16 protein-coding genes and 1 pseudogene are annotated in these 20,569 nt (G+C 59.8%); 7 read left to right on the forward strand and 10 right to left on the reverse strand.

Annotation, left to right across the window (positions count from 1 at the left end):
* Positions 1-6: 6 nt before the first annotated feature.
* Both BVH06_RS25190 and BVH06_RS00750 read right to left on the reverse strand, forming a co-directional pair.
* The gene (locus tag BVH06_RS25190; RefSeq protein WP_139315523.1) at positions 7-6,201 is read right to left on the reverse strand and encodes a calcium-binding protein; all 6,195 of its coding nucleotides are present in this window, start codon (positions 6,199-6,201) and stop codon (positions 7-9) included.
* 108 nt (positions 6,202-6,309) lie between these two features.
* Entirely contained in the window at positions 6,310-7,527 is a 1,218-nt protein-coding gene (locus BVH06_RS00750; RefSeq protein ID WP_075932842.1) for a glycosyltransferase family 4 protein, read from the reverse strand.
* A 449-nt stretch (positions 7,528-7,976) separates the two neighbouring features.
* Here BVH06_RS00750 and brnQ point away from each other — a divergent pair, with 449 nt between their 5' ends.
* The 3 genes from brnQ (at position 7,977) to BVH06_RS00765 (ending at position 10,559) form a co-directional block, all read left to right on the forward strand.
* The gene (gene brnQ / locus BVH06_RS00755) at positions 7,977-9,290 is read left to right on the forward strand and encodes a branched-chain amino acid transport system II carrier protein (RefSeq protein WP_075932843.1); all 1,314 of its coding nucleotides are present in this window, start codon (positions 7,977-7,979) and stop codon (positions 9,288-9,290) included.
* Positions 9,291-9,435: 145 nt separating this feature from the next.
* A complete protein-coding gene (locus BVH06_RS00760; RefSeq protein WP_075930115.1) occupies positions 9,436-10,170 on the forward strand; it encodes a DUF599 domain-containing protein in 735 nt (244 codons plus the stop codon).
* Entirely contained in the window at positions 10,167-10,559 is a 393-nt protein-coding gene (locus tag BVH06_RS00765; RefSeq protein WP_075930116.1) for an MAPEG family protein, read from the forward strand. The genes BVH06_RS00760 and BVH06_RS00765 overlap by 4 nt, the downstream gene beginning before the upstream one ends.
* A gap of 66 nt (positions 10,560-10,625) precedes the next feature.
* Here the strand turns inward: BVH06_RS00765 and BVH06_RS00770 are convergent, their stop codons facing one another.
* A complete protein-coding gene (locus tag BVH06_RS00770; RefSeq protein ID WP_075930117.1) occupies positions 10,626-10,919 on the reverse strand; it encodes a hypothetical protein in 294 nt (97 codons plus the stop codon).
* A 243-nt stretch (positions 10,920-11,162) separates the two neighbouring features.
* Here BVH06_RS00770 and BVH06_RS00775 point away from each other — a divergent pair, with 243 nt between their 5' ends.
* Both BVH06_RS00775 and htpG read left to right on the forward strand, forming a co-directional pair.
* Positions 11,163-12,404, forward strand: coding sequence for an MFS transporter (locus tag BVH06_RS00775; protein WP_075932844.1), 1,242 nt, complete (start codon positions 11,163-11,165; stop codon positions 12,402-12,404).
* Between the two features lie 80 nt (positions 12,405-12,484).
* Positions 12,485-14,389 carry a molecular chaperone HtpG gene (htpG, locus tag BVH06_RS00780; protein WP_075932884.1) on the forward strand — a complete coding sequence of 635 codons (1,905 nt, stop codon included), beginning with the start codon at positions 12,485-12,487 and terminating at the stop codon, positions 14,387-14,389.
* A gap of 369 nt (positions 14,390-14,758) precedes the next feature.
* Here htpG and BVH06_RS00785 read toward each other — a convergent pair whose 3' ends face one another.
* From BVH06_RS00785 to BVH06_RS25000, 7 genes and pseudogenes are all read right to left on the reverse strand, one after another.
* Complete coding sequence (locus tag BVH06_RS00785; protein WP_075930119.1) at positions 14,759-16,345, reverse strand: ABC-F family ATPase; 1,587 nt, start codon at positions 16,343-16,345, stop codon at positions 14,759-14,761.
* Between the two features lie 20 nt (positions 16,346-16,365).
* Positions 16,366-16,770 carry a hypothetical protein gene (locus tag BVH06_RS00790; RefSeq protein WP_075932845.1) on the reverse strand — a complete coding sequence of 135 codons (405 nt, stop codon included), beginning with the start codon at positions 16,768-16,770 and terminating at the stop codon, positions 16,366-16,368.
* Positions 16,771-16,893: 123 nt separating this feature from the next.
* Positions 16,894-17,724 (reverse strand): annotated as a pseudogene (locus BVH06_RS24995) (nucleoid-associated protein); the annotation flags it as partial.
* 439 nt (positions 17,725-18,163) lie between these two features.
* Complete coding sequence (locus BVH06_RS00805) at positions 18,164-18,643, reverse strand: hypothetical protein (protein WP_256575101.1); 480 nt, start codon at positions 18,641-18,643, stop codon at positions 18,164-18,166.
* A gap of 297 nt (positions 18,644-18,940) precedes the next feature.
* Positions 18,941-19,186 (reverse strand): hypothetical protein, encoded by a 246-nt coding sequence (locus tag BVH06_RS00810; protein WP_075932848.1) that lies wholly within the window; start codon positions 19,184-19,186, stop codon positions 18,941-18,943.
* Positions 19,187-19,367: 181 nt separating this feature from the next.
* Positions 19,368-19,529: a hypothetical protein gene (locus BVH06_RS25665; protein WP_168172870.1), complete on the reverse strand. Its 162-nt coding sequence runs from the start codon at positions 19,527-19,529 to the stop codon at positions 19,368-19,370.
* 106 nt (positions 19,530-19,635) lie between these two features.
* Entirely contained in the window at positions 19,636-19,929 is a 294-nt protein-coding gene (locus BVH06_RS25000) for a hypothetical protein (RefSeq protein WP_083651793.1), read from the reverse strand.
* On the opposite strand from BVH06_RS25000, the gene BVH06_RS00815 reads away from it, so the two are divergent.
* On the forward strand, positions 19,929-20,162 hold the full coding sequence (locus tag BVH06_RS00815) for a DUF1654 domain-containing protein (RefSeq protein ID WP_083651795.1): 234 nt from the start codon (positions 19,929-19,931) through the stop codon (positions 20,160-20,162). The genes BVH06_RS25000 and BVH06_RS00815 overlap by 1 nt on opposite strands.
* Before the next feature lie 49 nt (positions 20,163-20,211).
* Positions 20,212-20,517: a DUF1654 domain-containing protein gene (locus BVH06_RS00820; protein WP_075930127.1), complete on the forward strand. Its 306-nt coding sequence runs from the start codon at positions 20,212-20,214 to the stop codon at positions 20,515-20,517.
* The last annotated feature ends 52 nt before the right edge of the window (positions 20,518-20,569 follow it).

Consider the following 20,569-nt stretch of genomic DNA (forward strand, 5'->3'; position numbering starts at 1 on the left):
ACTCGATTACTGCCAGTTGGCAGCGATCACCAGATTCAGCTCATCTCGTTGGGCAGTGGTGAGATTACCCTCTGCCCCCGCTGGAACGCCGAAAGCGGCCATCGCATCCACCAGCCCTTGTACTTGGCTGTCCAGCAAGGTCTTGCCATCGGCAGACTTGAACTGGTCGAGTTGATAGGCGCTGCCGCTGTACCAGTTCGAGATGGTTATCCGCTCCGTGCCATCGATTAGGCTGACATCCAGGTTGTTGCCACTTTGGCGGAACCAGAGCTGCTCTGCTGATATACCTTCGCCGAATGACAAGGTGTCTAAGCTGTCGGCAGTCGCTTCGGAGTTGTCGATTCTATCCTGTCCGTCACCGCGGCCAAACAGGTAGGTGTCCGAACCGGCGCCACCTATAAGGGTATCGTTTCCAGCACCGCCCTGAAGTAGATCGTTACCGAAGCCACCATGCAGCCAGTCATCTCCCGCGCCACCCAGCAAAGTGTCATTGCCGTCCATGCCGCGTAGCGTGTCGTTGCCTAGGCCGCCCGTCATCAGGTCGCTCAGTGGGAAGCCCGTCAGGACATCATTGTCATCGCCCCCAGTAAGAAATGATTGCTGGAGCTGTTTATAGGTCACGACACTTCCGTCTGCAAAGCGTATTTCCTCGATCACATGGGTGTCGAAGCGGAAGTAGCCGTACACGCTAATGCTGTCGGTCGAGCCTTTGAGCTGCAGGTTGAGATTGCCATCCGCGTGGCTGAATAGGATGTCCTCGGCTGTAATGCCTTCGCCGAATGCGATGGCATCGGCACTGCCAGAGGCTACATCCACGTCGGCGATGGTGTCCTGGCCCCATCCACGGGCAAAGAGATAAACATCGTTACCGTAACCGCCCTGCAGGTTGTCGTTGCCAGGCCCTCCATCAAGGGTATCGTTGCCACCCAGCCCGCTCAGAGAGTCGTTGCCGAGGCCGCCGACAATCAGGTCATCAAAGTTGTATCCGCCCAGCCAATCGTTTCCATCACCCCCATGCATCGACTGGGTGCGTAACTGCTCAGCGTTCCAAACGGTGCCGTCGGCGAAACGGACTTCATCCACGATGTTCGTGGCGCTCCAGCCACTGACGAGCGCATTTGTGATGGTGATTCGGTCATCGCTGCCCTTGAGCGTCAGCTGTAGGTCTGACCCAGACTTTCGGACGACGATGTCGCTGGGAGATATCCCCATGCCAAACTCGATGGTGTCGCGTTTACCGGCGCTGGAGTCGAAGTTGTTCAGCGTGTCCTGACCCCAGCCTCGCTCGAACACATAAGTGTCGTTGCCTGCTCCGCCGCTGAGTGTATCGTTGCCGGCGCCACCGATTAGGCGATCAGCACCCGCGCCGCCGCTGAGCCTGTTCGCCGCCTCGTTGCCGATTAGCAGATTATCCAGCGCATTGCCTGTGCCATTGATGGCCGTGGTACCGGTGAGCAGTAGGTTTTCGATATTTGCACCGAGGGTCAGACTTACGCTGGACTCGATAGTGTCGATGCCCGCATCCGCGCTCTCGATCACTGCATCTTCCAGGGAGTCGACCTGGTAGATGTCATCCCCGGCTCCGCCTTCCATGCTGTCATTGCCCAAGCCACCGATCAGGCGGTCGTTTCCAGCACCGCCGAACAGCCTGTCATCACCTGCACCGCCGTCGAGGGTGTCATCGCCGTCCAAGCCATGCAGTTCATCGTTACCCTCATCACCGGAAAGGCTGTCGTTAGTAGAGAAGCCCAGCAGGGTATCGTTGCCGGAAGAACTCCGCAGCGTGCTGTTGCGGATGTAGTCGCCTGTCCAAACGATGCCATTGGCGAAGCGGACCTCCTCAATCGAGGCCGGGCCCTTGCCATCACCTTCGAAGAAGCCGACGACAGTGATTGTGTCCTGAGTGTTATTGCGGCTGAATACCAGGTCGCCTCCGATACGGCGGAAGCTGATGTGCTCGGGATTGAAGGCCGCGAAGTCGATGACGTCGTGCTTGCCCACACCATCGTCCTGGTTGTGGATGACATCCTGCCCCCAGTCGTTGTCGAACACGTAGGTATCGTTACCCGTACCGCCTACCAAGGTGTCGTTGCCAAACCCGCCGTTAAGGCGGTCATCACCGGCTTCACCGCACAACAGGTTGTTGCCGTCTCCACCGCGGATATCATTGTTCAGCGCATTGCCGATGCCTTCTACCGCTGGCCCGATGAGGGTCAGGTTTTCGATGTTGTCGCCCAAGGTCCAGGAGGCGTGTGATTCGATCGTGTCGATGCCGCCATCCACAGCCTCGATCACAACGTCATCTGCATCCACCCAATAGCGGTCATCGCCGGCGCCACCAATCAGCGTATCGGCGCCGGTGTCGCCACTTAGCAGGTCATCGCCATCTCCACCGTCCAGCAGGTCGTTCCCCGCACCACCGTAAAGCGTGTCGTTGCCTGCCAGGCCGTACAGGCTATCGTTACCGGCGTAGCCGTTGAGCAGGTCTGCACTGGCGAATCCAATCAGGTTGTCGTTACCGGCATCGCCTTGGAGCACTCGCGATCGGAGCTGCTCTGGCAGCCATTGAGTGCCGTCGACGAAGCGGATCTGCTCCAACGTGCCAAGGCCCTCGGCTGTGAAGTAACCCACGACACGGATGCTGTCGGTGCTGCCCAGCAACTTAAGCAGCAGGTCTTCGCCTTCGTGGCTGACCATGATTTCGCCAGGCGTGATCCCTGCTGCAAACTCGATGACATCCAGTGCCCCCTCCGAGTCGTCGATCACGTCCTGGCCCCAGCCCCGGGCGAAGACATAGAGATCATTACCCGAGCCACCTTGCAGCTGGTCGTTGCCCGCACCGCCCACCAAGCGATCATCGCCAATACCGCTGGCGATTAGATCGTTACCGCTGCCACCGTCGAGCGTATCGTTGCCACTGCCACCGATGATGCTGTCATTGCCGGCGCCGCCGCTGATCACGTCGGCGCTGGCATAGCCAGTGAGCGTATCGTTTCCGCTGGTGCCCTGTAGGACCATCCCCTTGATGGTCGAGATGCTCCAGCGTGTACCGTTGGCAAAGCGAATCTCGTCCACCGCGAAGGAGGTGGCGCCATCGTTCTGGAAGTAATTGATAACCGTGATGCGATCTGCGCTGCCATTGAGGCTTAGCACCAGGTTGCTTCCACTTCGTGAGGCGCGGATGTCGCCTGGTTGGATGTCCGCAGCGAACTCAATGGTATCGAAGCCATTAGAGGTGGACTCGTAGTTCTGCACCGTATCTGCGCCCCAGCCCCGGGCGAAGCGATAAACATCATTGCCAATGCCGCCTTCAAGCGTGTCATTGCCACCTTCGCCGCTCAGCGTGTCATTGCCGGCATTGCCAACAAGGTAGTTGGCCCCCTGATTGCCAGTGATCAGGTTGTTCGCGGAATTGCCAATGCCGGTCAGGTTGCCATTGCCAGTCAGGCGCAGGTTCTCAATATTGGCGTTGAGCGCACTGGTAATGCTGATGCTGGACTCGATGGTGTCGATACCCTCGTTTGGATTTTCTAGGACTACATCACCAAGCGAATCGATCACATAGGTGTCGTTACCAAGGCCGCCGCGCATGGTGTCGTTGCCGGTCCCGCCGTTCAAAAGGTCGTTGCCGTCACCGCCGTATAACAGGTCGTTACCTTCCGCACCGTTGAGGGTGTCGTTTCCCGTCCCGCCATCCATCGTATCGGCGGTGTTGAAGCCGTTGAGCAGATCGTCTCCGTTCTCCCCTCGCAGTGTCAGGGCGCGCACTTGGCCGAAGCTCCAGAGCTGGCCATTGGCGAAGCGGATCTCTTCGATGGCGTTGCTACCCGTACCGTTGTTGAGGAAATAGCCGACCACGCGGACAGAGTCCGTCGAATTCTTGAGTTTGAGAATCAGGTCTCCGCTCTGATGCAGCGCCTGGATATCGCTCGGCAGGATGCCGGTAGCGAACCGGATGACGTCCAGCCCATTGCCATTATCGGCGATGATGTCTTGCCCCCAGCCTCGGCTGAAGAAGTAGGTGTCGTTGCCGATGCCTCCGCTGAGCTGGTCGTTACCGGCGCCACCGTCGAGATAGTCATTGCCTGCGCCGCCTTCGAGCTTGTTGTTGCCCGCATTGCCAGTGACCTCATTGTTCAGCTCGTTACCAAAACCGTCGATATTCTCGGTACCGGTAAGAACGAGATTTTCAAGGGCATAGCCCAGGCCGAAGCTGATGCTGCTGCGTACTGTGTCCAGCCCGCCGTCGGGGGCTTCGTAAATCGAGTATTTGTTTTGGTCGATGACGTAGGTGTCATTGCCCATCCCGCCAATCAGCCGATTGAATCCGTCTCCCCCATCGAGCCAGTCGTCACCATCACCGCCGAGCAATTCGTCGTCGCCTGAGCCACCATAAAGGCTGTCGTTGCCCGCGCCGCCCTCCAGCGTGTCGTTGCCGTCCAGACCATAGAGGCGGTCGTTACCGGCTTCGCCCTTGAGGCGGTTATTGCCGGCATTACCAGTGATTTCGTTGTCCAACTCGTTGCCGTTGCCATCGATATGGGCACTGCCGGTCAGGACAAGATTTTCGAGGGCGTAACCAAGCACGTGGGTCGTGCTGCTGCGTACTGTATCGATACCGCCGTTATTGTTTTCGATAATGGAGCTGTAGCCTTGGCCAATGACATAAGTGTCGTTGCCCATACCACCGATTAGCTGGTCATAGCCTTCGCCGCCATCGAGCCAGTCGTCGCCGTCGCCGCCGTTGAGGGTATCGTTGCCTGCGCCGCCATAGAGGGTGTCGTTACCCATGCCTCCTTGCAGGACGTCGTTACCGTCCATACCGTTGATGAGGTCGTTGCCCTCTTTACCATCGAGGTAGTTGTTGCCGGCATTGCCGGTTAATTCGTTATTCAGGTCATTGCCGAAACCGTCGCTATTCGCGCTGCCGGTCAGGATAAGGTTTTCGAGGGCGTAGTTAAGCCAGTGGTGCGTGCTGCTGCGTACCGTATCGATACCGCCGTCAGCGTCTTCCTGAATGAAACTGCTGGGTTGATCGACTACGTAGGTGTCATTGCCCATACCGCCGATGAGCTGGTTGTGGCCTTCGCCGCCATCGAGCCAGTCATCACCATCACCACCGATGAGCGTATCGTCGCCCGCACCACCGTACAGCGTGTCATTACCCGCGCCGCCTTCCAGGCGGTCGTTGCCGCCCAGGCCAGACAGCTGATCGTCGCCCAAGCCTCCGAACAGATAGTCTGGTGCCTCGGTTCCTGTCAGGTTGTCGTTGTAAGGTGTACCAGCGCTCAGCAAATTGATAACGTGGGTACGGTTCCAGCTCTGGTCGGAGAAACGAATCTCTTCGATGGCACTTTGGCCGTCAGCACTTGTGCTGAAATAGTTGCTGATAGTGACTCTGTCACTTGTGTCTCGTCGGAGCAAAATCAGGTCATTGCCAACTCGCTGGAGCTGCATGTTGATCGACGGCACATTGAATATCTCGACCACATCGAAGCCACTGCTGGCCTGTTCGTCGATGAGTACTTGGCCCCAGTCACCTACGAGGCGATAGGTGTCATTGCCCTGGCCGCCCACCAGGGTGTCGAAGCCAAGAACGCTGACCAATGTGTCGTTTCCGTCGCCGCCTAGCAGTAGGTCATCGCCGCTCCCACCGTTGAGTAGATCATCGCCAGCACCACCTTCTAAGGTGTCTGCTGTGGCACCACCGAACAATGTATCCGCTTCAGCGGTACCGACCATAAGCGTCCCCTGAGGGGCGCTCTCTACTCTCATCCTTACTTCGTGAGGTGGCCAATGGAGGCCATTGGCGAAGACGATCTCCGTGATTTCCGGCAGGCCCGCGGTGGAGAAGTAGTTGCGCACAATGACTTGGTCATTCGAGTTGGTCAGACTTAGCACCAGGTCATCGCCGATACGTCGGCAATTGACATCGTCCGGCATGATGCCCGCGTCGAATTCGAGACGATTGACGAAGCCGTCACCCTCCGCGTCGTCGATCACGTCACGCCCGCCACCGCGACTGAAGCGATAAGTATCCGCGCCCTGGCCGCCCCGCAGTGTGTCGTTGCCCAAGCCGCCGGCCAGCGTGTCAGAACCGGCGCCGCCAATCAGAAGGTCATCACCTCCCAGGCCGGAAATCTGGTCTGCTACATCGATGCCGATCAGGGTGTCGTTGCCGTTCGTGCCTTGAATATCCATAGCCACTCCTTAGATGGATCACCACAATCGAACACGCCCACGGTCTCGGCGGAGATGTCAGCCAAGACCGTGGGCGTGGTTTTAAAAGGCTTAACGCCTCCAATGCATTCAGGCAGGTATCGCTGCCAGGTCGATGCCGAGCACCTTCAGGTATCCAGCGACCCCGTTGTCCGTCGAGTAATTCTGGGCGGTGATCGCTGCCAGCCGTCTGAGGGGCTGAAAGCGATCAGGCTGTGTTAGGGCCAGCAGAGCCTTTTCGGCGATTTGTCCACTGTCGAAGAAGTCCACCAGCACGCCGTTATGTCCGTCCTCGATCACCTCACGCACTGGCGCGGTGTCTGAGCCGATGATCAGGCAGCCGCTGGCCATCGCTTCCAGCAGTGACCAGGACAGCACGAAGGGGTAGGTGAGGTAGATATGGGCGGCAGAGACCTGCAGTACTCGCTTGTAGGTGGGGTAGGGCAGCTTGCCGAGAAAATGTACGCGCGACCTGTCGAAAGAATTCTCTGCCAGTAGTTTGCTGCGCCAGTTGGCTGAGTCCTTAGGCCGACTGCCGTAACTGACGTCGTCGCCGCCGACCACTACGACCTGGCAGCTTGGATGTGCCTCGAGGATGTGCGGCAAGGCGCGCATGAAACTGTGGAAGCCTCTATAGGGCTCAAGGTTGCGCGCGACGTACGTCAAGATTGGTTGCCCGGCCTTCAGCACCCGCCCCGTTGGCAGCTCCAGCGTAGCCTCAGGATCGTACCCAAGGCCGGCTAGGTCGATCCCTTCGTGGATAACCTGAATGCCATCTCGGTACGCCGCTGGATGCAGACTTCTTTGCCAGTGTGTCGGCGTGATGGCTTGGTCGCAGTTTTCCAGGTTGAGCAAGTGCAGTGCGTTGCGGCTGCGTATGCTTGCGGCACCGTTAGTGTCGAATGGGAACTCAGGGTCGAACCCGGCATCTGCGCCTTGGGCCTGGTAGTAGTACTCGCAGAAATGAATCAAACGCGCCGATGGGAATGCCTCTTTGACGAACAGGCTTTCCCCCCACCCAGGATGCGCGATCACCACGTCTGGGCGATAACCTTTGCCCTTTAGATCCAGTAGCAGGCGCAGCACCTGCTGGCCATGCAACACACCATCTTCAAAGCTGCGCACGTAGGGGTGCGTCTGTGGACTTGCCTTGCGATGAGGCTTGTAGCGCAGCAGCTTCACACCCTGCAGCCCAGGCGCCTGCTCCCGACCGATGGCCAGAATTTCGACGTCTTTCCGGCGCGCCAAGCTGGAGGCGATATGTCGGAATTGCCCAGGGAAATTTTGGTGTATGAAAAGCACTCGCATCCTGCTGCACTCCTTCGCAGTATTGCATTTCCGTATGATCAAGCTGGACTTTCAGGGTGGCATTGCGCCAGTGGCCAAGCATGGACTCAGTGCGAGATAGAGGGAAGAGGCGGCTGTGATGGATCTCACTATTTGATGACGGATAGCGATAATCGCCGGTGATGACGAAGCGGCAGAATCATGTGGAGGCCGCGTCTCCAAATTGCTTTGAAGCAATTGCTAGAGTCGAAAATTGTTGCCCAAGCGACAGCACATTACAGCCAGCCGTCAGCCGGGCTGGAACGGATGGGGCGTTTGCGGCAAAATCGTTAGCCTTGCAACTAATGGGTTTCGTTTCTATCCGAAATGGGCCCGCAACAAGGTTCGCGCCACAAGGGCGAATGACGTTTCCCTCTATCCATCGGGACTCCCTCTCTCAACTCCGTTTTAGTGATGTGGTATTTCCTTAGATGACTTCCCTGAAAAGCCAGGACGTGCTCGCCCTGGGGTTCATGACGTTCGCCCTGTTCGTCGGGGCCGGCAACATCATTTTTCCGCCTATCGTCGGTCTGCAGGCCGGGCCGCATGTCTGGCTGGCTGCATTGGGCTTTTTGATCACCGCCGTGGGGCTGCCGGTCATTACCCTGGTCGCGCTGGCCAAGGTCGGCGGCGCCATGGACGCCCTCAGCACGCCCATCGGGCGCGCCGCTGGTGTGCTGCTGGGCGTGGTCTGCTACCTGGCGGTCGGCCCGCTGTTCGCCACTCCGCGCACCGCCACGGTGTCGTTCGAAGTGGGCCTGGCACCGCTGACCGGTGAGAGCCCGCTGGCACTGTTCATCTACAGCCTGGTGTACTTCGCCATCGTGCTGGGTGTGTCGCTCTATCCGGGCCGACTGCTCGATACGGTCGGCCGGGTGCTCGGGCCGATGAAGATTCTCGCGCTGCTGATCCTCGGTGGCACGGCGTTCGTGCTGACGCCCGATGGCGTGGGTTCGGCGACGCCGGCCTACCAGGCTGCGCCATTCTCCCAGGGCTTCATCAATGGTTACCTGACCATGGATACGCTGGGCGCATTGGTGTTCGGCATCGTGATCGTCAACGCCATCCGCTCGCGCGGCGTCACGTCACCGCAGCTGATCACCCGTTATGCGATCATCGCCGGGCTGATTGCCGGCGTAGGCCTAGCGCTGGTGTACATCAGCCTGTTCCGCCTCGGTGCCGGCAGCCATGCCATTGCCGAAGGCGCCACCAACGGTGCGGCCGTGCTGCATGCCTATGTGCAGCACACTTTCGGCGGCCTGGGCAGCGGCTTCCTGGCAGTGCTGATTTCCCTGGCATGCCTGGTCACCGCGGTCGGCCTGACCTGCGCCTGCGCGGAGTATTTCAGCCGTCTGGTGCCGCTGTCCTACCGCAGTCTGGTGATCATCCTGGCAGCGTTCTCGCTGTTGGTATCGAACCTGGGTCTGACCAAGCTGATCCAGATTTCCGTGCCGGTGCTCACGGCGATCTACCCGCCGTGCATCGTACTGATCGCGCTGAGCTTCTGCTGGGGGCTGTGGAACGCGGCCGCGCGCGTTGTTGGCCCGGTGATGCTGGTAGCGACGCTGTTCGGTATCGTCGATGGCTTGAAAGCAGCGGGCCTGGACGGCTGGCTACCAGGTTGGCTGACCAGCCTGCCGCTGGCCGAGCAGGGCCTGGCTTGGCTGTTGCCCTCGGCGCTGATGCTGGCGCTCGCCAGCGGCTACGACTGGTTGCGCGGCAAGCCCCAGCAAGTCATGGCCTAGGCCTTAACGCGTGAACGAAAGCCGCTCCCTGGAGCGGCTTTTTGCTGTCTTGCGTGGCTATAATTCGCAGGCCTGCTGCCGTTTCCTCGCCACTCGAAGAGGAGGGCGCGATCACCGGCAGGCCCTCGCCCCACAAGGAATTTGCATGTCCATCAGCGAAGACTATCTCCACCACTTGATTGCCGCCTGCTGGTTCGTTCTGTGCTGGGCGGGTTACACCCGTTATGCCCATGCCAAGGGCCGCACCACGCCATGCCTGGCCAGCGTACTGCACTTGTATCGCGAGGACTGGATGCGGCGCATGTTGCTGCGCGAGAACCGCATCGCCGATGCCAACGTGATCGGCAACCTGGAACGCAATGCCTCGTTCTTCGCATCCAGTACGCTGATCATTCTGGCCGGTATCCTCACCGTACTTGGCGCCTCGGATCGCGCGGTGTCACTACTCGCCGACCTGCCGTTCGTGCAGTCGGCCAGCCGTGGCATCTCCGAGGTCAAGCTGCTGTGCCTGGGCGTGGTGTTCGTCTACGCCTTCTTCACGTTCAGCTGGTGCATGCGCCAGTACAACTTTGCCGCCGTGCTGGTGGGCTCGGCACCGATGATCGGTGAGCGTCACGTTACCGAGCAGGAACGCAAGGCGTTCGCCGAGCGCACTGCGCGCGTCATCTCGATGGCGGCCAACCAGTTCAACTATGGCTTGCGCGCCTATTATTTCGGCATGGCCACCCTGGCGTGGTTCATCAACCCCTGGTTCTTCATGATGGTGAGCGCAGGGGTCGTGGTGGTGTTGTACCGCCGCGAATTTCATTCGGATGTACTGGAAGTCATGGTGTACACACAAACGCCGACCTTCGAGCCGGCCAAGGAGAAGAGCGAGTGAGCATTCCATTCTGGTGCATCTTCATCAGCGCCTTGCTGATTTTCATCGCTAAAGCGCCGGTAGCCAGGGCGATGAAGCAGGAGGGCGGCACGTACGACAATCACCATCCGCGGGCTCAGCAGGCGCGCTTGACCGGTTTCGGTGCGCGGGCATTGGCGGCGCATCAGAACAGCTTCGAAGCCTTTCCGCTGTTCGCGGTGGGCGTGCTGATGGCGCACGTCACCCAGAGCAGTGGCTGGCTGGTCGATTGGCTGGCGGTGATCTTCGTGATCGCGCGGGTTCTGTATCTGATCTTCTACTGGGCCGATCTGCACTGGCAGCGCAGCCTGGTATGGGCGATAGGGATGGGATGTACGCTGTTGCTGATGCTGACACCGGCGATGCGTTGAACCAGACGGGAGCAGGGGGGAAGGGCGTTACCCGCAGCGGACTGCGGGTAACGTGAAACTGTCAGCTTATTGCTGCTTTGGCGCGTCAGTCGCGGCTGGTTCTGCAGGGGCTGCAGGCTCGGCCGGGGCAGTGGCTGGTGGAGTCTGAGCTTCTTCCTGTTGCTCTTTGGCGGCTTCTTGAGCGGCCTCTGCTTCTTTCTGTGCAGCTTCGTTGCTTTCTTTAGCAGCGTCGTTCATCGACTCTTGAGCTTCAGTACGGGCTTCCTGAGCATCTTGAGCTTTGTTTTCGGACGGCTTGTCACAGGCCGCAAGGCCCAGCGTGGCAGCCAGCATGAAGGCGTAAGCGACTGATTTTTGCATGGTGGTGTTTCTCCTTTGGGTAAAGACCATTACCGTTTTTCGAGGCGTCGAGGGCACGATAAGTTCACTGCCTTTGCGTCGATGCGCTTTTTTGCTTCATCCAAGCAGGCGCAAGCACCAATCCAGGGCCTGCCACGAAAAGCGAAAAGGCTCGACGCGTCGATGGAACCCGAGTGCGGCGATCATTATCGTTGCGCTCTTTGCGCGGTTGATCGACGCCGGTTACTGATCTAAGGAAATCGAATGGATGCGTTGTTGATCTTGGGCGGCCTGCTGCTGATCCTCGTCGGCCTGGTGCTGTTGGTGATGCGCGGTTTCGCCACCAGCCTGCTGTGGGGGTGGGCCTGCCTGTTGCCGCCGTTGACGCTGCTGTTCATCGTGCGGCACTGGCGACGTGCCAAGCATGCACTGGGTTGCTGCGCTTTGGGCATGATCCCGCTGATCGTCGGGCTTGCGGTGATGGCCGGGCAGGATCCGCAACGCCTGGAGGCGATCATCGGACTGCAGTGGCTCAAGCCCGAGCAGCCAGCCGCCGGCGAACTGAATATCCAGCTGCACGGTCAGCTCAACGGCGAGCCCTTCACGCCCCAGGAAGGCGAACTGGTCGATGGCGTGCTCAGCCTGCGTGAAGGCCAGGATTTTTTCGCGCGTCGCGAGCTCAGTATTCGCGGCCTGCCGGTCGGCGTCGATGGTTTGCGCCTGGATGTGCTGCCCGATGATCCCGGGCAACTGCCGGAAATCGAATTGAGCTGGTTGTTGCCCGATCAGGATCTGCCCGAAGCACGTCAGCTCAAGGGCGGCTATACGCTGCATCTGGACCTGCACCCCGAGCAACCGAACCGCCTGGTAGGTGAATTTCACCTGGTGCTGCCGGCGCAGTTCCAGACCACTCTGACCGGCAAAGTCGAGCTGTTTCGCAACGGCTTGCGCTACCAGCAAGGCCAGGTCGACCGTACTGTGGATTCACGCGACACCCTGGCTTACCTGATCACCGATTACCTGCAGCGGCGCTTCGCCACCCGTGACGTCCAGCTCGCGCCGTTGCCGCTGCACGACGTGACCACCGGCAATCTGGCGCTCGACGTACAGGCGCGCGTGGGCGGCCAGGAACAGCGCGTTCCGGTGCGCTTGAGCAAACATCCGCAACTTGGCTGGCGAATCGACGATGACCGTTTCCCGGAATTGCCAGAGGCATCCGAGGCTGCGCCGATCGCCGCCGCGCCCAAGGCTGCGGTAAACGCACCATCGGCGCAGCCGGATCCTCGCCAGGAGCTGACTCTGGCGCGGTTGCTCGCCGAGCCGCAGCACTACGTCAACCAGCCCATGCGCCTGTTCAGCGAAAAGGGCACGGCGGTTCAGGGCCAGTTCGCCGGTATCGACGAACAGGGCCAGCTGGTGCTGCGTCAACGCCTGAATGGTTCGGGCGAAGCACGCTTCACCCTGTTGCCGGCCAATGTCGTGCACGTGGAGCGCGTCGACGAATGACTTGAATTTTTCCACGCCGCCCCCACCTGATGGTCATCCGCCGTACCGCGGCTTAGCCATCAATGTGGAGTTAGATGACCATGAGTGTGGAAACTCAAAAAGAAACCCTGGGCTTCCAGACAGAGGTGAAGCAGCTGCTGCACCTCATGATTCACTCGCTGTATTCCAACAAGGAAATCTTCCTGCGCGAGTTGATCTCCAACGCATCGGACGCCGTCGACAAGCTGCGTTTCGAAGCGCTGGCCAAGCCCGAACTGCTCGAGGGCGGTTCGGAGCTTAAGATCCGTGTGAGCTTCGATAAGGACGCCAAGACCGTCACCCTCGAAGACAACGGCATCGGCATGAGCCGCGAAGAGACCATCGCGCACCTGGGCACCATCGCCAAGTCGGGCACCGCCGATTTCCTGAAGAACCTCTCCGGTGATCAGAAGAAGGATTCGAGCCTGATCGGCCAGTTCGGCGTGGGCTTCTATTCGGCCTTCATCGTCGCCGACAAGGTCGAAGTGTTCACCCGTCGCGCAGGCCTGGCCGCCGGCGAAGGCGTGCACTGGGCCTCGAAGGGCGAAGGCGAGTTCGAGATCGCCACCGTCGAGAAAGCCGAGCGCGGCACCCGTATCGTCCTGCACCTGAAGAGCGGCGAAGAAGAGTTCGCCGATGGCTGGCGCCTGCGCAACGTCATCAAGAAGTACTCCGACCATATCGGCTTGCCGATCGAGCTGCCGAAAGAATTCCACGGCGAAGAGAAGGACAAGCCCGCCGAGCCGGAGTGGGAGGTGGTCAACCGCGCCAGCGCGCTCTGGACGCGCCCGCGCACCGAGGTCACCGACGAGCAGTATCAGGAGTTCTACAAGCACGTCTCCCACGACTACGACAATCCACTGAGCTGGAGCCACAACAAGGTCGAAGGCAAGCTGGAGTACACCTCCCTGCTGTACGTGCCGGGCCGCGCACCGTTCGACCTGTACCAGCGTGAAGCGCCGCGCGGCCTGAAGCTATATGTGCAGCGCGTGTTCATCATGGACCAGGCCGACGAGTTCCTGCCGCTGTATCTGCGCTTCATCAAGGGCGTGGTCGACTCCAACGACCTGTCGCTGAACGTTTCGCGCGAAATCCTGCAAAAGGATCCGGTGATCGACTCCATGAAGTCGGCGCTGACCAAGCGCGTGCTCGACATGCTGGAGAAACTCGCCAAGAACGAGCCCGAGCAGTACAAGACCTTCTGGAAGAACTTCGGTCAGGTCCTCAAGGAAGGCCCGGCGGAAGACTTCGCCAACAAGGAAAAAATCGCCGGGCTGCTGCGTTTCGCCTCGACCGCCGAAGGCGAGGGCGAGCAGGTGGTTTCCCTGGGCGATTACGTCAGCCGCCTGAAAGAAGGCCAGGACAAGATCTACTTCCTCACCGGCGAATCCTACGCGCAGGTCAAGAACAGCCCGCACCTGGAGGTCTTCCGCAAGAAAGGCATCGAAGTGCTGCTGCTCACCGACCGCATCGACGAGTGGCTGATGAGCTACCTCACCGAGTTTGACGGCAAGTCGTTCATCGACGTGGCGCGGGGTGATCTGGATCTGGGCTCGCTGGACTCGGAAGAAGACAAGAAGGCCCAGGAGGAAGTCGCCAAGAGCAAGGAAGGCCTGGTCGAACGCCTGAAAACCGCCCTGGGCGAGCAGGTCGCCGAGGTTCGCGTTTCCCATCGTCTGACCGATTCGCCGGCCATTCTGGCCATCGGCGAACAGGACCTGGGCCTGCAGATGCGCCAGATCCTCGAGGCCAGCGGGCAGAAGGTGCCGGATTCGAAGCCGATCTTCGAATTCAACCCCAGCCATCCGCTGATCGAGAAGCTGGACGCCGAGCCGGACGAAGATCGTTTCGGCGACCTGTCGCACATCCTCTTCGACCAGGCGGCCCTGGCAGCAGGCGATAGCCTGAAGGATCCGGCCGCCTATGTGCAGCGCCTGAACAAGCTGCTGGTCGAACTATCAGCCTGATCATTCAGCCGTAACCCAAAAGCGCCGCTCGATTGAGCGGCGTTTTTGTATCTGCAGCCTGGTTCTTTCGATTCGGTAGCCTGGGTATCGCGATGCTCAACCCAGGCTACGCCGTCAGGCGCGGTGCACATATGGGTGTGCAGGACATGCCGAGAGGCACGCTGCAAAAATGTGGGAGCGGCTTCAGCCGCGATAAGCCTTGCGTTCGCCGATAGCCTCGCGGCTAAAGCCGCTCCCACAGGGGGAAATCCGTTATCGGCTACCACCGGTGGGTCCGCAGGCTGCAACCTGCGACGCTACTATCAGCCCATACAAAAAGCCCCGCCATCCAGCGGATGACGGGGCTTCTGGTCACACTGGCTCAGTCGATCAAACGATGATGCCCTGGCTGCGCAGGTAGTCGTCGTAGGTACCGCTGAAGTCGGTCACGCCGTTGTCCGACAGTTCGATGATACGCGTGGCCAGGGAACCGACGAACTCACGGTCGTGGCTGACGAAGATCAGCGTGCCCGGGTAGTTTTCCAGCGCCAGGTTGAGCGCTTCGATGGATTCCATATCCAGGTGGTTGGTCGGTTCGTCCATCACCAGTACGTTGGGTTTCTGCAGGATCAGCTTGCCGAACAGCATGCGGCCCTGTTCACCACCGGAGATGACCTTCACCGACTTGAGAATTTCGTCGTTGGAGAACAGCATGCGGCCCAGGGTGCCGCGAATGACCTGCTCACCGGTGGTCCATTGGCCCATCCAGTCGAACAGGCTCACGTCGTCCTCGAAGTCGTGGGCGTGATCCTGGGCGTAGTAGCCGACTTCGGCGCTTTCCGTCCATTTCACCGCACCGGCATCCGGTTTCATTTCGCCAACCAGAGTGCGCAGCAGGGTAGTCTTGCCGATCCCGTTGGGGCCGATGATCGCCACGCGCTCGCCAGCTTCGACGGTGAAGCTGAAGTTCTTGAACAGCACCTTGTCATCGAACGCCTTGCTGAGCTTCTCGATGGTCACGGCCTGGCGGTGCAGCTTCTTGGTCTGCTCGAAGCGAATGAACGGGCTGACGCGACTCGACGGCTTGACCTCGGCCAGCTGGATCTTGTCGATCTGCTTGGCGCGGCTGGTTGCCTGCTTGGCCTTCGAGGCGTTCGCCGAGAAGCGGCTGACGAAGCTTTGCAGCTCGGAGATCTGCGCCTTCTTCTTGGCGTTGTCGGCCAGCAGCTGCTCGCGTGACTGGGTCGCGGCGGTCATGTACTCGTCGTAGTTGCCTGGGAAGAGGCGCAGTTCGCCGTAATCCAGGTCAGCCATGTGGGTACAGACCGAGTTCAGGAAGTGACGATCGTGGGAAATGATGATCATGGTGCTGTTGCGCGCTGTGAGGATCGTTTCCAGCCAACGGATGGTGTTGATATCCAGGTGGTTGGTCGGCTCGTCGAGCAGCAACACGTCCGGATCGGAGAACAGCGCCTGGGCCAGCAGCACCCGCAGCTTCCAGCCGGGCGCGACTTCGCTCATCGGACCAAAATGCTGTTCCAGCGGAATGCCCAGGCCCAGCAGCAGTTCGCCGGCGCGGGACTCGGCGGTGTAACCGTCCATCTCGGCGAACTCGCCCTCGAGTTCGCCGACTTTCATGCCGTCTTCTTCGCTCATTTCAGGCAGCGAGTAGATACGGTCGCGCTCGGCCTTGACCTTCCACAACTCCTCATGACCCATGATGACCGTGTCGATCACGTTGAATTCTTCGTAGGCGAACTGATCCTGGCGCAGCTTACCCAGGCGCACGTTCGGTTCGAGCATCACTTGGCCGCCGGATGGCTCGAGGTCGCCACCTAGAATCTTCATGAAGGTCGACTTGCCGCAGCCGTTGGCGCCGATCAGGCCGTAGCGGTTGCCGTTGTTGAACTTGACGGAAACGTTCTCAAACAGCGGCTTGGCGCCGAACTGCATGGTGATATTAGCGGTGGAGATCAAAGTGCTTACCTATCAGTAACTTAGCTGCGCGTTTCTTGAATCGATACCGATTTGATACCAATATCAAGCTTGCTCATCTCCCCCCAGTCCGAGGTTGAGTTGATCCGGCGCGCATATGTGGAGAGCAGCATCTGCACGGAATGGCCGAGCTGCTGGGCGATAAAGGCGGGTTTCATGTCCGACATTAAGCAGATTGTCGCATACGTGTGACGGCAGTTATATGGCCGCCTGTAGCGAATGCCCAGGTCATTCAGGGTCGGGCGCCACTTGTAGTGGATATTGGAGGTTAGTCGAACGTATTCCTGGCCCTTCGACGGTGGAAATATGTAGTGCGTCGACTTGATACGCCCGATGCCGAGCAGGCGGCGATCAGCGTATGCCTTGGCGAACCACAGCGCTCTGAGAGCCCTCTGATTCAGCAGCACGAACCGTTCATGGCCCGTCTTCGTTCTCTCTTCTTCCTGGCCCAGCGCAACCGTGCGACGGAAGTGAGCGCTGCGCTGTCCCCAGTTGATGTCTTCTCACCTAAGCGCGAGCGCCTCTGAAATCCGGAGCCCTGAGAGCGTTCGCTTGTCCGCCGGTATCTCAGGCGACAGGCCGTAGTCCTTGTTGCGGATGTGGTCGTAGAAGGCCTTCGGGCGATCTTCATCCGGCACCTCGGACAGTTCGTCCAGGGTGATCGGCTCGCTTATCTTGGCCTGGGCGAGTGCATGCTCTTCCGGCAGATCCTCGGCTTCGACGAATCGCTGAAAGCCTTGAGCAGCGTTGGCGCGTCGATCCCTTCCTGACACCCAATGAAATCGTGGGAATAATCGCTCACCTTGCGGCCGTTCTTTCCCTTGATGAACGAAATGTACTGCTTCGATTGCTTGTTGTCGCGCCACTCGCTGAGGTTGATACGCGATGCCAGATGCAGTTGGCCCAGGTCGAGCTGCTTGGCTGGTACCGGCTGCAGCGAATCATCCAGAGCTACACCGTCGGCATGGTGGAGAAGGGCAATCGCGAGGTAGTCCGTCGTGCCCTGCTGGTAGTGGGCGAAGAACACTTAGCCACCGGTGGTGAGGTTCGATTCCTCCATCAGGTTGGCCAAGTGCACGGCCGCGTCAAGGCTGAAATCGATGAAAGACAACGACTGCTGCAGGTATTCGTTCAGCCAGCGGCTGAAGGGGTACGCGCCGGATTCTTCATGGAAGAAGCCCCAGGCTTTGCCCTGCCTGGCGTTGTAATTTTCGTTGAGGTCGGCCCAGCACGCCTTCAATTAGCTCGCCAGCAGGCCGCTCGGCTGGGGCGTGATGCAGCACCGCTGGGGTTCCGTCCGGTTTTTTGTCGATATGGTGAATAACGCGAATCGGCGTGGCGGATACCTCAGTTATGGGCATAGCTTCGCCGTCGGCTGCGGGGACAGGCCGGTGGCGGATTGGTGTGGGTGGGCTATTACAGTTAACCGGCATGAGGCCGGATCTAGGAGGTGTGATGGCTACAGATCGTGAAATCGCTTTGGAGCAGGCGCTCATTGCCTTGATCGGCTGCTAAGCACAAGGGCTGGGATGAGAAGGAGTTGGCTGATCACGCCGGAACGCTCCTGCTCGGCAACACCCCCCCTCCGGCATGTCGGGCATCCCCATGTAACCAACGCGATCAGGGAGATTGGCGAGGCTCACAGCGAGGCGTTGGTACGTCTGGCCTGAGCCGCGGCATCAGTCTCGGAATCCCGCCGCAGCTCGCTCTCTTCGATGAAGCGCCGTGCCACGTTTTCCGATTATTGGATTTCGTCGCGCGCGATGGCGAGCGCAGTGGGACTGGGTGAGTATGGCGAGGTCACCACTGGTCGTCTTCCGGGTCGTACCCTTTAACCTCATAGGCAAAGGCTTCCCAGCGTTTCTGACCCTCCTCGTTGAGCTGCTGCCAGCCGGGCGAAACGTCGTGATGCACTATCTCACCTGCCTTGAAATGGATGGTTCCACAGTTACTACCGAGGTCTTCATCGGCGAACTGTACTTCGATCAGCTCAGTCGGATGGCTGGCGCTCAGTGCCTGTAAAACCGGGATAGGGCAGCTCCAAGCTGTGTCAAATTTGACCTTGCCTGCTGCTGCGTCGATTTCCTGCTCATAGGCATTCCACTTGGTACCCCAGTTCTCCCGGGTGAAAGACAGGTAATGCATGAAGCCGGTTGCTCGGAAGTTGCGTAGCATCTGAATGAACTGCTCGAAATCCCGTTCGGGCAGAGCCGCAATGCTGGAGCTTTCGCGGTTTTTGGCCTGCCAGTTGGCGATCGTGACGTTCTCGTGAAGCGGCACGTTGAGCGCAATATCCGCCGCGGCTTGGGCTGCCTCGCTTACGTCATCCCAGGGCCATTCACCTGGAAAAGGAATGATCTTTGCGAAGTCGACCTAGCCGCTTTCATCGAGCATCGAATATATGACTGCGGTCGTCGCCTGAATACGGTTGGTGACATGATTGGGTATGCAATGTTCCTCAGGTTGGTCAGGCGAAGCTGAGTGCCAGTTGGATTTTAAAGTCCGTTGGAAGCCGATGCCCAGCAGCAGGGCAGTGTCGATTAGCCCACGCGCGCCCGTACATGTCACACCTCTATGTCACATATCGGTGATTTCGAGCAGGGTTTCGTCATCAAAGCAGTCGGCGCCGCAGATCAAACGGCTGATGAGGTCTTGCGGCTCCTCGATGCCCAGCCGCTCCATGGAGCGGATCAGCTGAGCATCGGTGGCCTTGAACAGGTCGAGCTTGATGGTGCACGACAGCAGCCTGGCCAGGCGTTCCTCTTCGGCCAGCTTGTCGCGCTCCCGCTGCTCCTGCTTTCGTCGGGTCGCGGATTTGGCCATCAAACGCTCCTCGATCCAGGAAGCGGGATGCCGTGCCGCGCCATGAACTGCTCGAACGCTACGGGTCCAAGTCCCAACATTCTTGCGAATGTGCTGAGAGCCCAGGCCGGTCGCGGCCAGTGCTGCCGCGCGTTGCGCCAGGTCATTGTCCTTGCGGTCGAGCTCGCGCCGGCTGGTGCAGCTAGGTGCGGACTCGGTCGCGCAGCTTGCCGACGGGTTCGGGCAGGCGGTCGGTGATAGCCAGCTTGTCGACCTGGCCGCCAGAGGCCAGGAACTGCTCCTGCAGGGCTGCCAGTTCGTCGCGCTCGGGAGCGCGGAGTTGGATGCTGGTTGCTGCAAGCATAGGCACCTCACGCAGCGATGCGGCTCTGCTGAGCCTGCTGGATATGGCTGATCAGCGCCGAGCAGATTGCCGGGAAGTCTGCGGCGCGATACAAGACGGCGGCACGCTAACGGCCAACGGCCTCGAAGCCGATTGAGCGGGGGAAGTCGCCGGTCAGGTTGGAGCGCAACCGGCCGTTGATGTCGCCGAGCTTGATGCGCTGGCCATCGTCGACGGCAGCGGCTGGGGAATGCGCTGCATGCGTAACTGGCGCTGACTGCTGAGCCTGCGTTGCGGGCTCCGGCTGACTGGCCGGGGCAACCGGTGCCGCCGCTTCCTTGGCTTGGGCCTTTGCAGCCTGGCGCTTCTGTGCCTCGGCCTGCTCGTGATCATGGATGCGTAGGCCTGCGGGTGTCGGCAATGATCGGATCGCCACAGGCGCAGCTAGAGAGGAGGGCGGTGATTCACCGCCTGGAAACGGACACCGATGAGGCCTGGGACGGGATCATGACGCTGCTGGCGGATACCGACGGCCTGGCGCTGGCCTTCGATGTAGAGGAGCACGCGGTGATTACCTGGGAAGCCGGCGAGCCAGAGGATGGTGCAGAGCGTAGCGAGGCGGTGGCGCCCGTTGAGGAAGAGGCGCCGTTTTAGGTGCTCGCGGATTGCGGAATTGGTAAGGCAAAGAATTCAGGAGGGCGGCATGGGTAGGCAAGCAGCAGAGGCACAAGATATGGCGTCGATCAGCACAGGCTCATATCAATTGGCGCGCGGAGTGCTGGCGATGGTCGATTTGCCGGTGGCATGGCTGGGCAAGCGCGTACGGATACATCGGTTGGAAACCGACGGCGACGCGGAGTGGGGTCAGGTGATGTATCAGCTGGCAGCTATAGGCGGGTTGCAGATGGACTTCGACGAGGCAGGCTCGGTGATTCTACAGTGGGAGAAGCAAGGTGATATGGCTTCGGTGTTCGGTGGAAAAAAGCGTATTGCAGCTACAGCCAGCTGATAAGGAAGCAGTTCCGTTTTGATGGTGTTGGTATTAGATGGCAACAATCGAT

Source organism: Pseudomonas sp. PA27(2017), from assembly GCF_001945445.1.
Taxonomy (GTDB): domain Bacteria; phylum Pseudomonadota; class Gammaproteobacteria; order Pseudomonadales; family Pseudomonadaceae; genus Aquipseudomonas.

Bases quoted from the DNA above. Each gene is read 5' to 3' on its own strand.
- BVH06_RS25190 (WP_139315523.1), bottom strand. From the start codon at position 6,201: ATGGATATTCAAGGCACGAACGGCAACGACACCCTGATCGGCATCGAT.
- BVH06_RS00750 (WP_075932842.1), bottom strand. From the start codon at position 7,527: ATGCGAGTGCTTTTCATACACCAAAATTTCCCTGGGCAATTCCGACAT.
- brnQ (WP_075932843.1), top strand. From the start codon at position 7,977: ATGACTTCCCTGAAAAGCCAGGACGTGCTCGCCCTGGGGTTCATGACG.
- BVH06_RS00760 (WP_075930115.1), top strand. From the start codon at position 9,436: ATGTCCATCAGCGAAGACTATCTCCACCACTTGATTGCCGCCTGCTGG.
- BVH06_RS00770 (WP_075930117.1), bottom strand. From the start codon at position 10,919: ATGCAAAAATCAGTCGCTTACGCCTTCATGCTGGCTGCCACGCTGGGC.
- BVH06_RS00775 (WP_075932844.1), top strand. From the start codon at position 11,163: ATGGATGCGTTGTTGATCTTGGGCGGCCTGCTGCTGATCCTCGTCGGC.
- htpG (WP_075932884.1), top strand. From the start codon at position 12,485: ATGAGTGTGGAAACTCAAAAAGAAACCCTGGGCTTCCAGACAGAGGTG.
- BVH06_RS00810 (WP_075932848.1), bottom strand. From the start codon at position 19,186: ATGGCCAAATCCGCGACCCGACGAAAGCAGGAGCAGCGGGAGCGCGAC.
- BVH06_RS25665 (WP_168172870.1), bottom strand. From the start codon at position 19,529: ATGCTTGCAGCAACCAGCATCCAACTCCGCGCTCCCGAGCGCGACGAA.
- BVH06_RS00815 (WP_083651795.1), top strand. From the start codon at position 19,929: ATGATCGGATCGCCACAGGCGCAGCTAGAGAGGAGGGCGGTGATTCAC.
- BVH06_RS00820 (WP_075930127.1), top strand. From the start codon at position 20,212: ATGGGTAGGCAAGCAGCAGAGGCACAAGATATGGCGTCGATCAGCACA.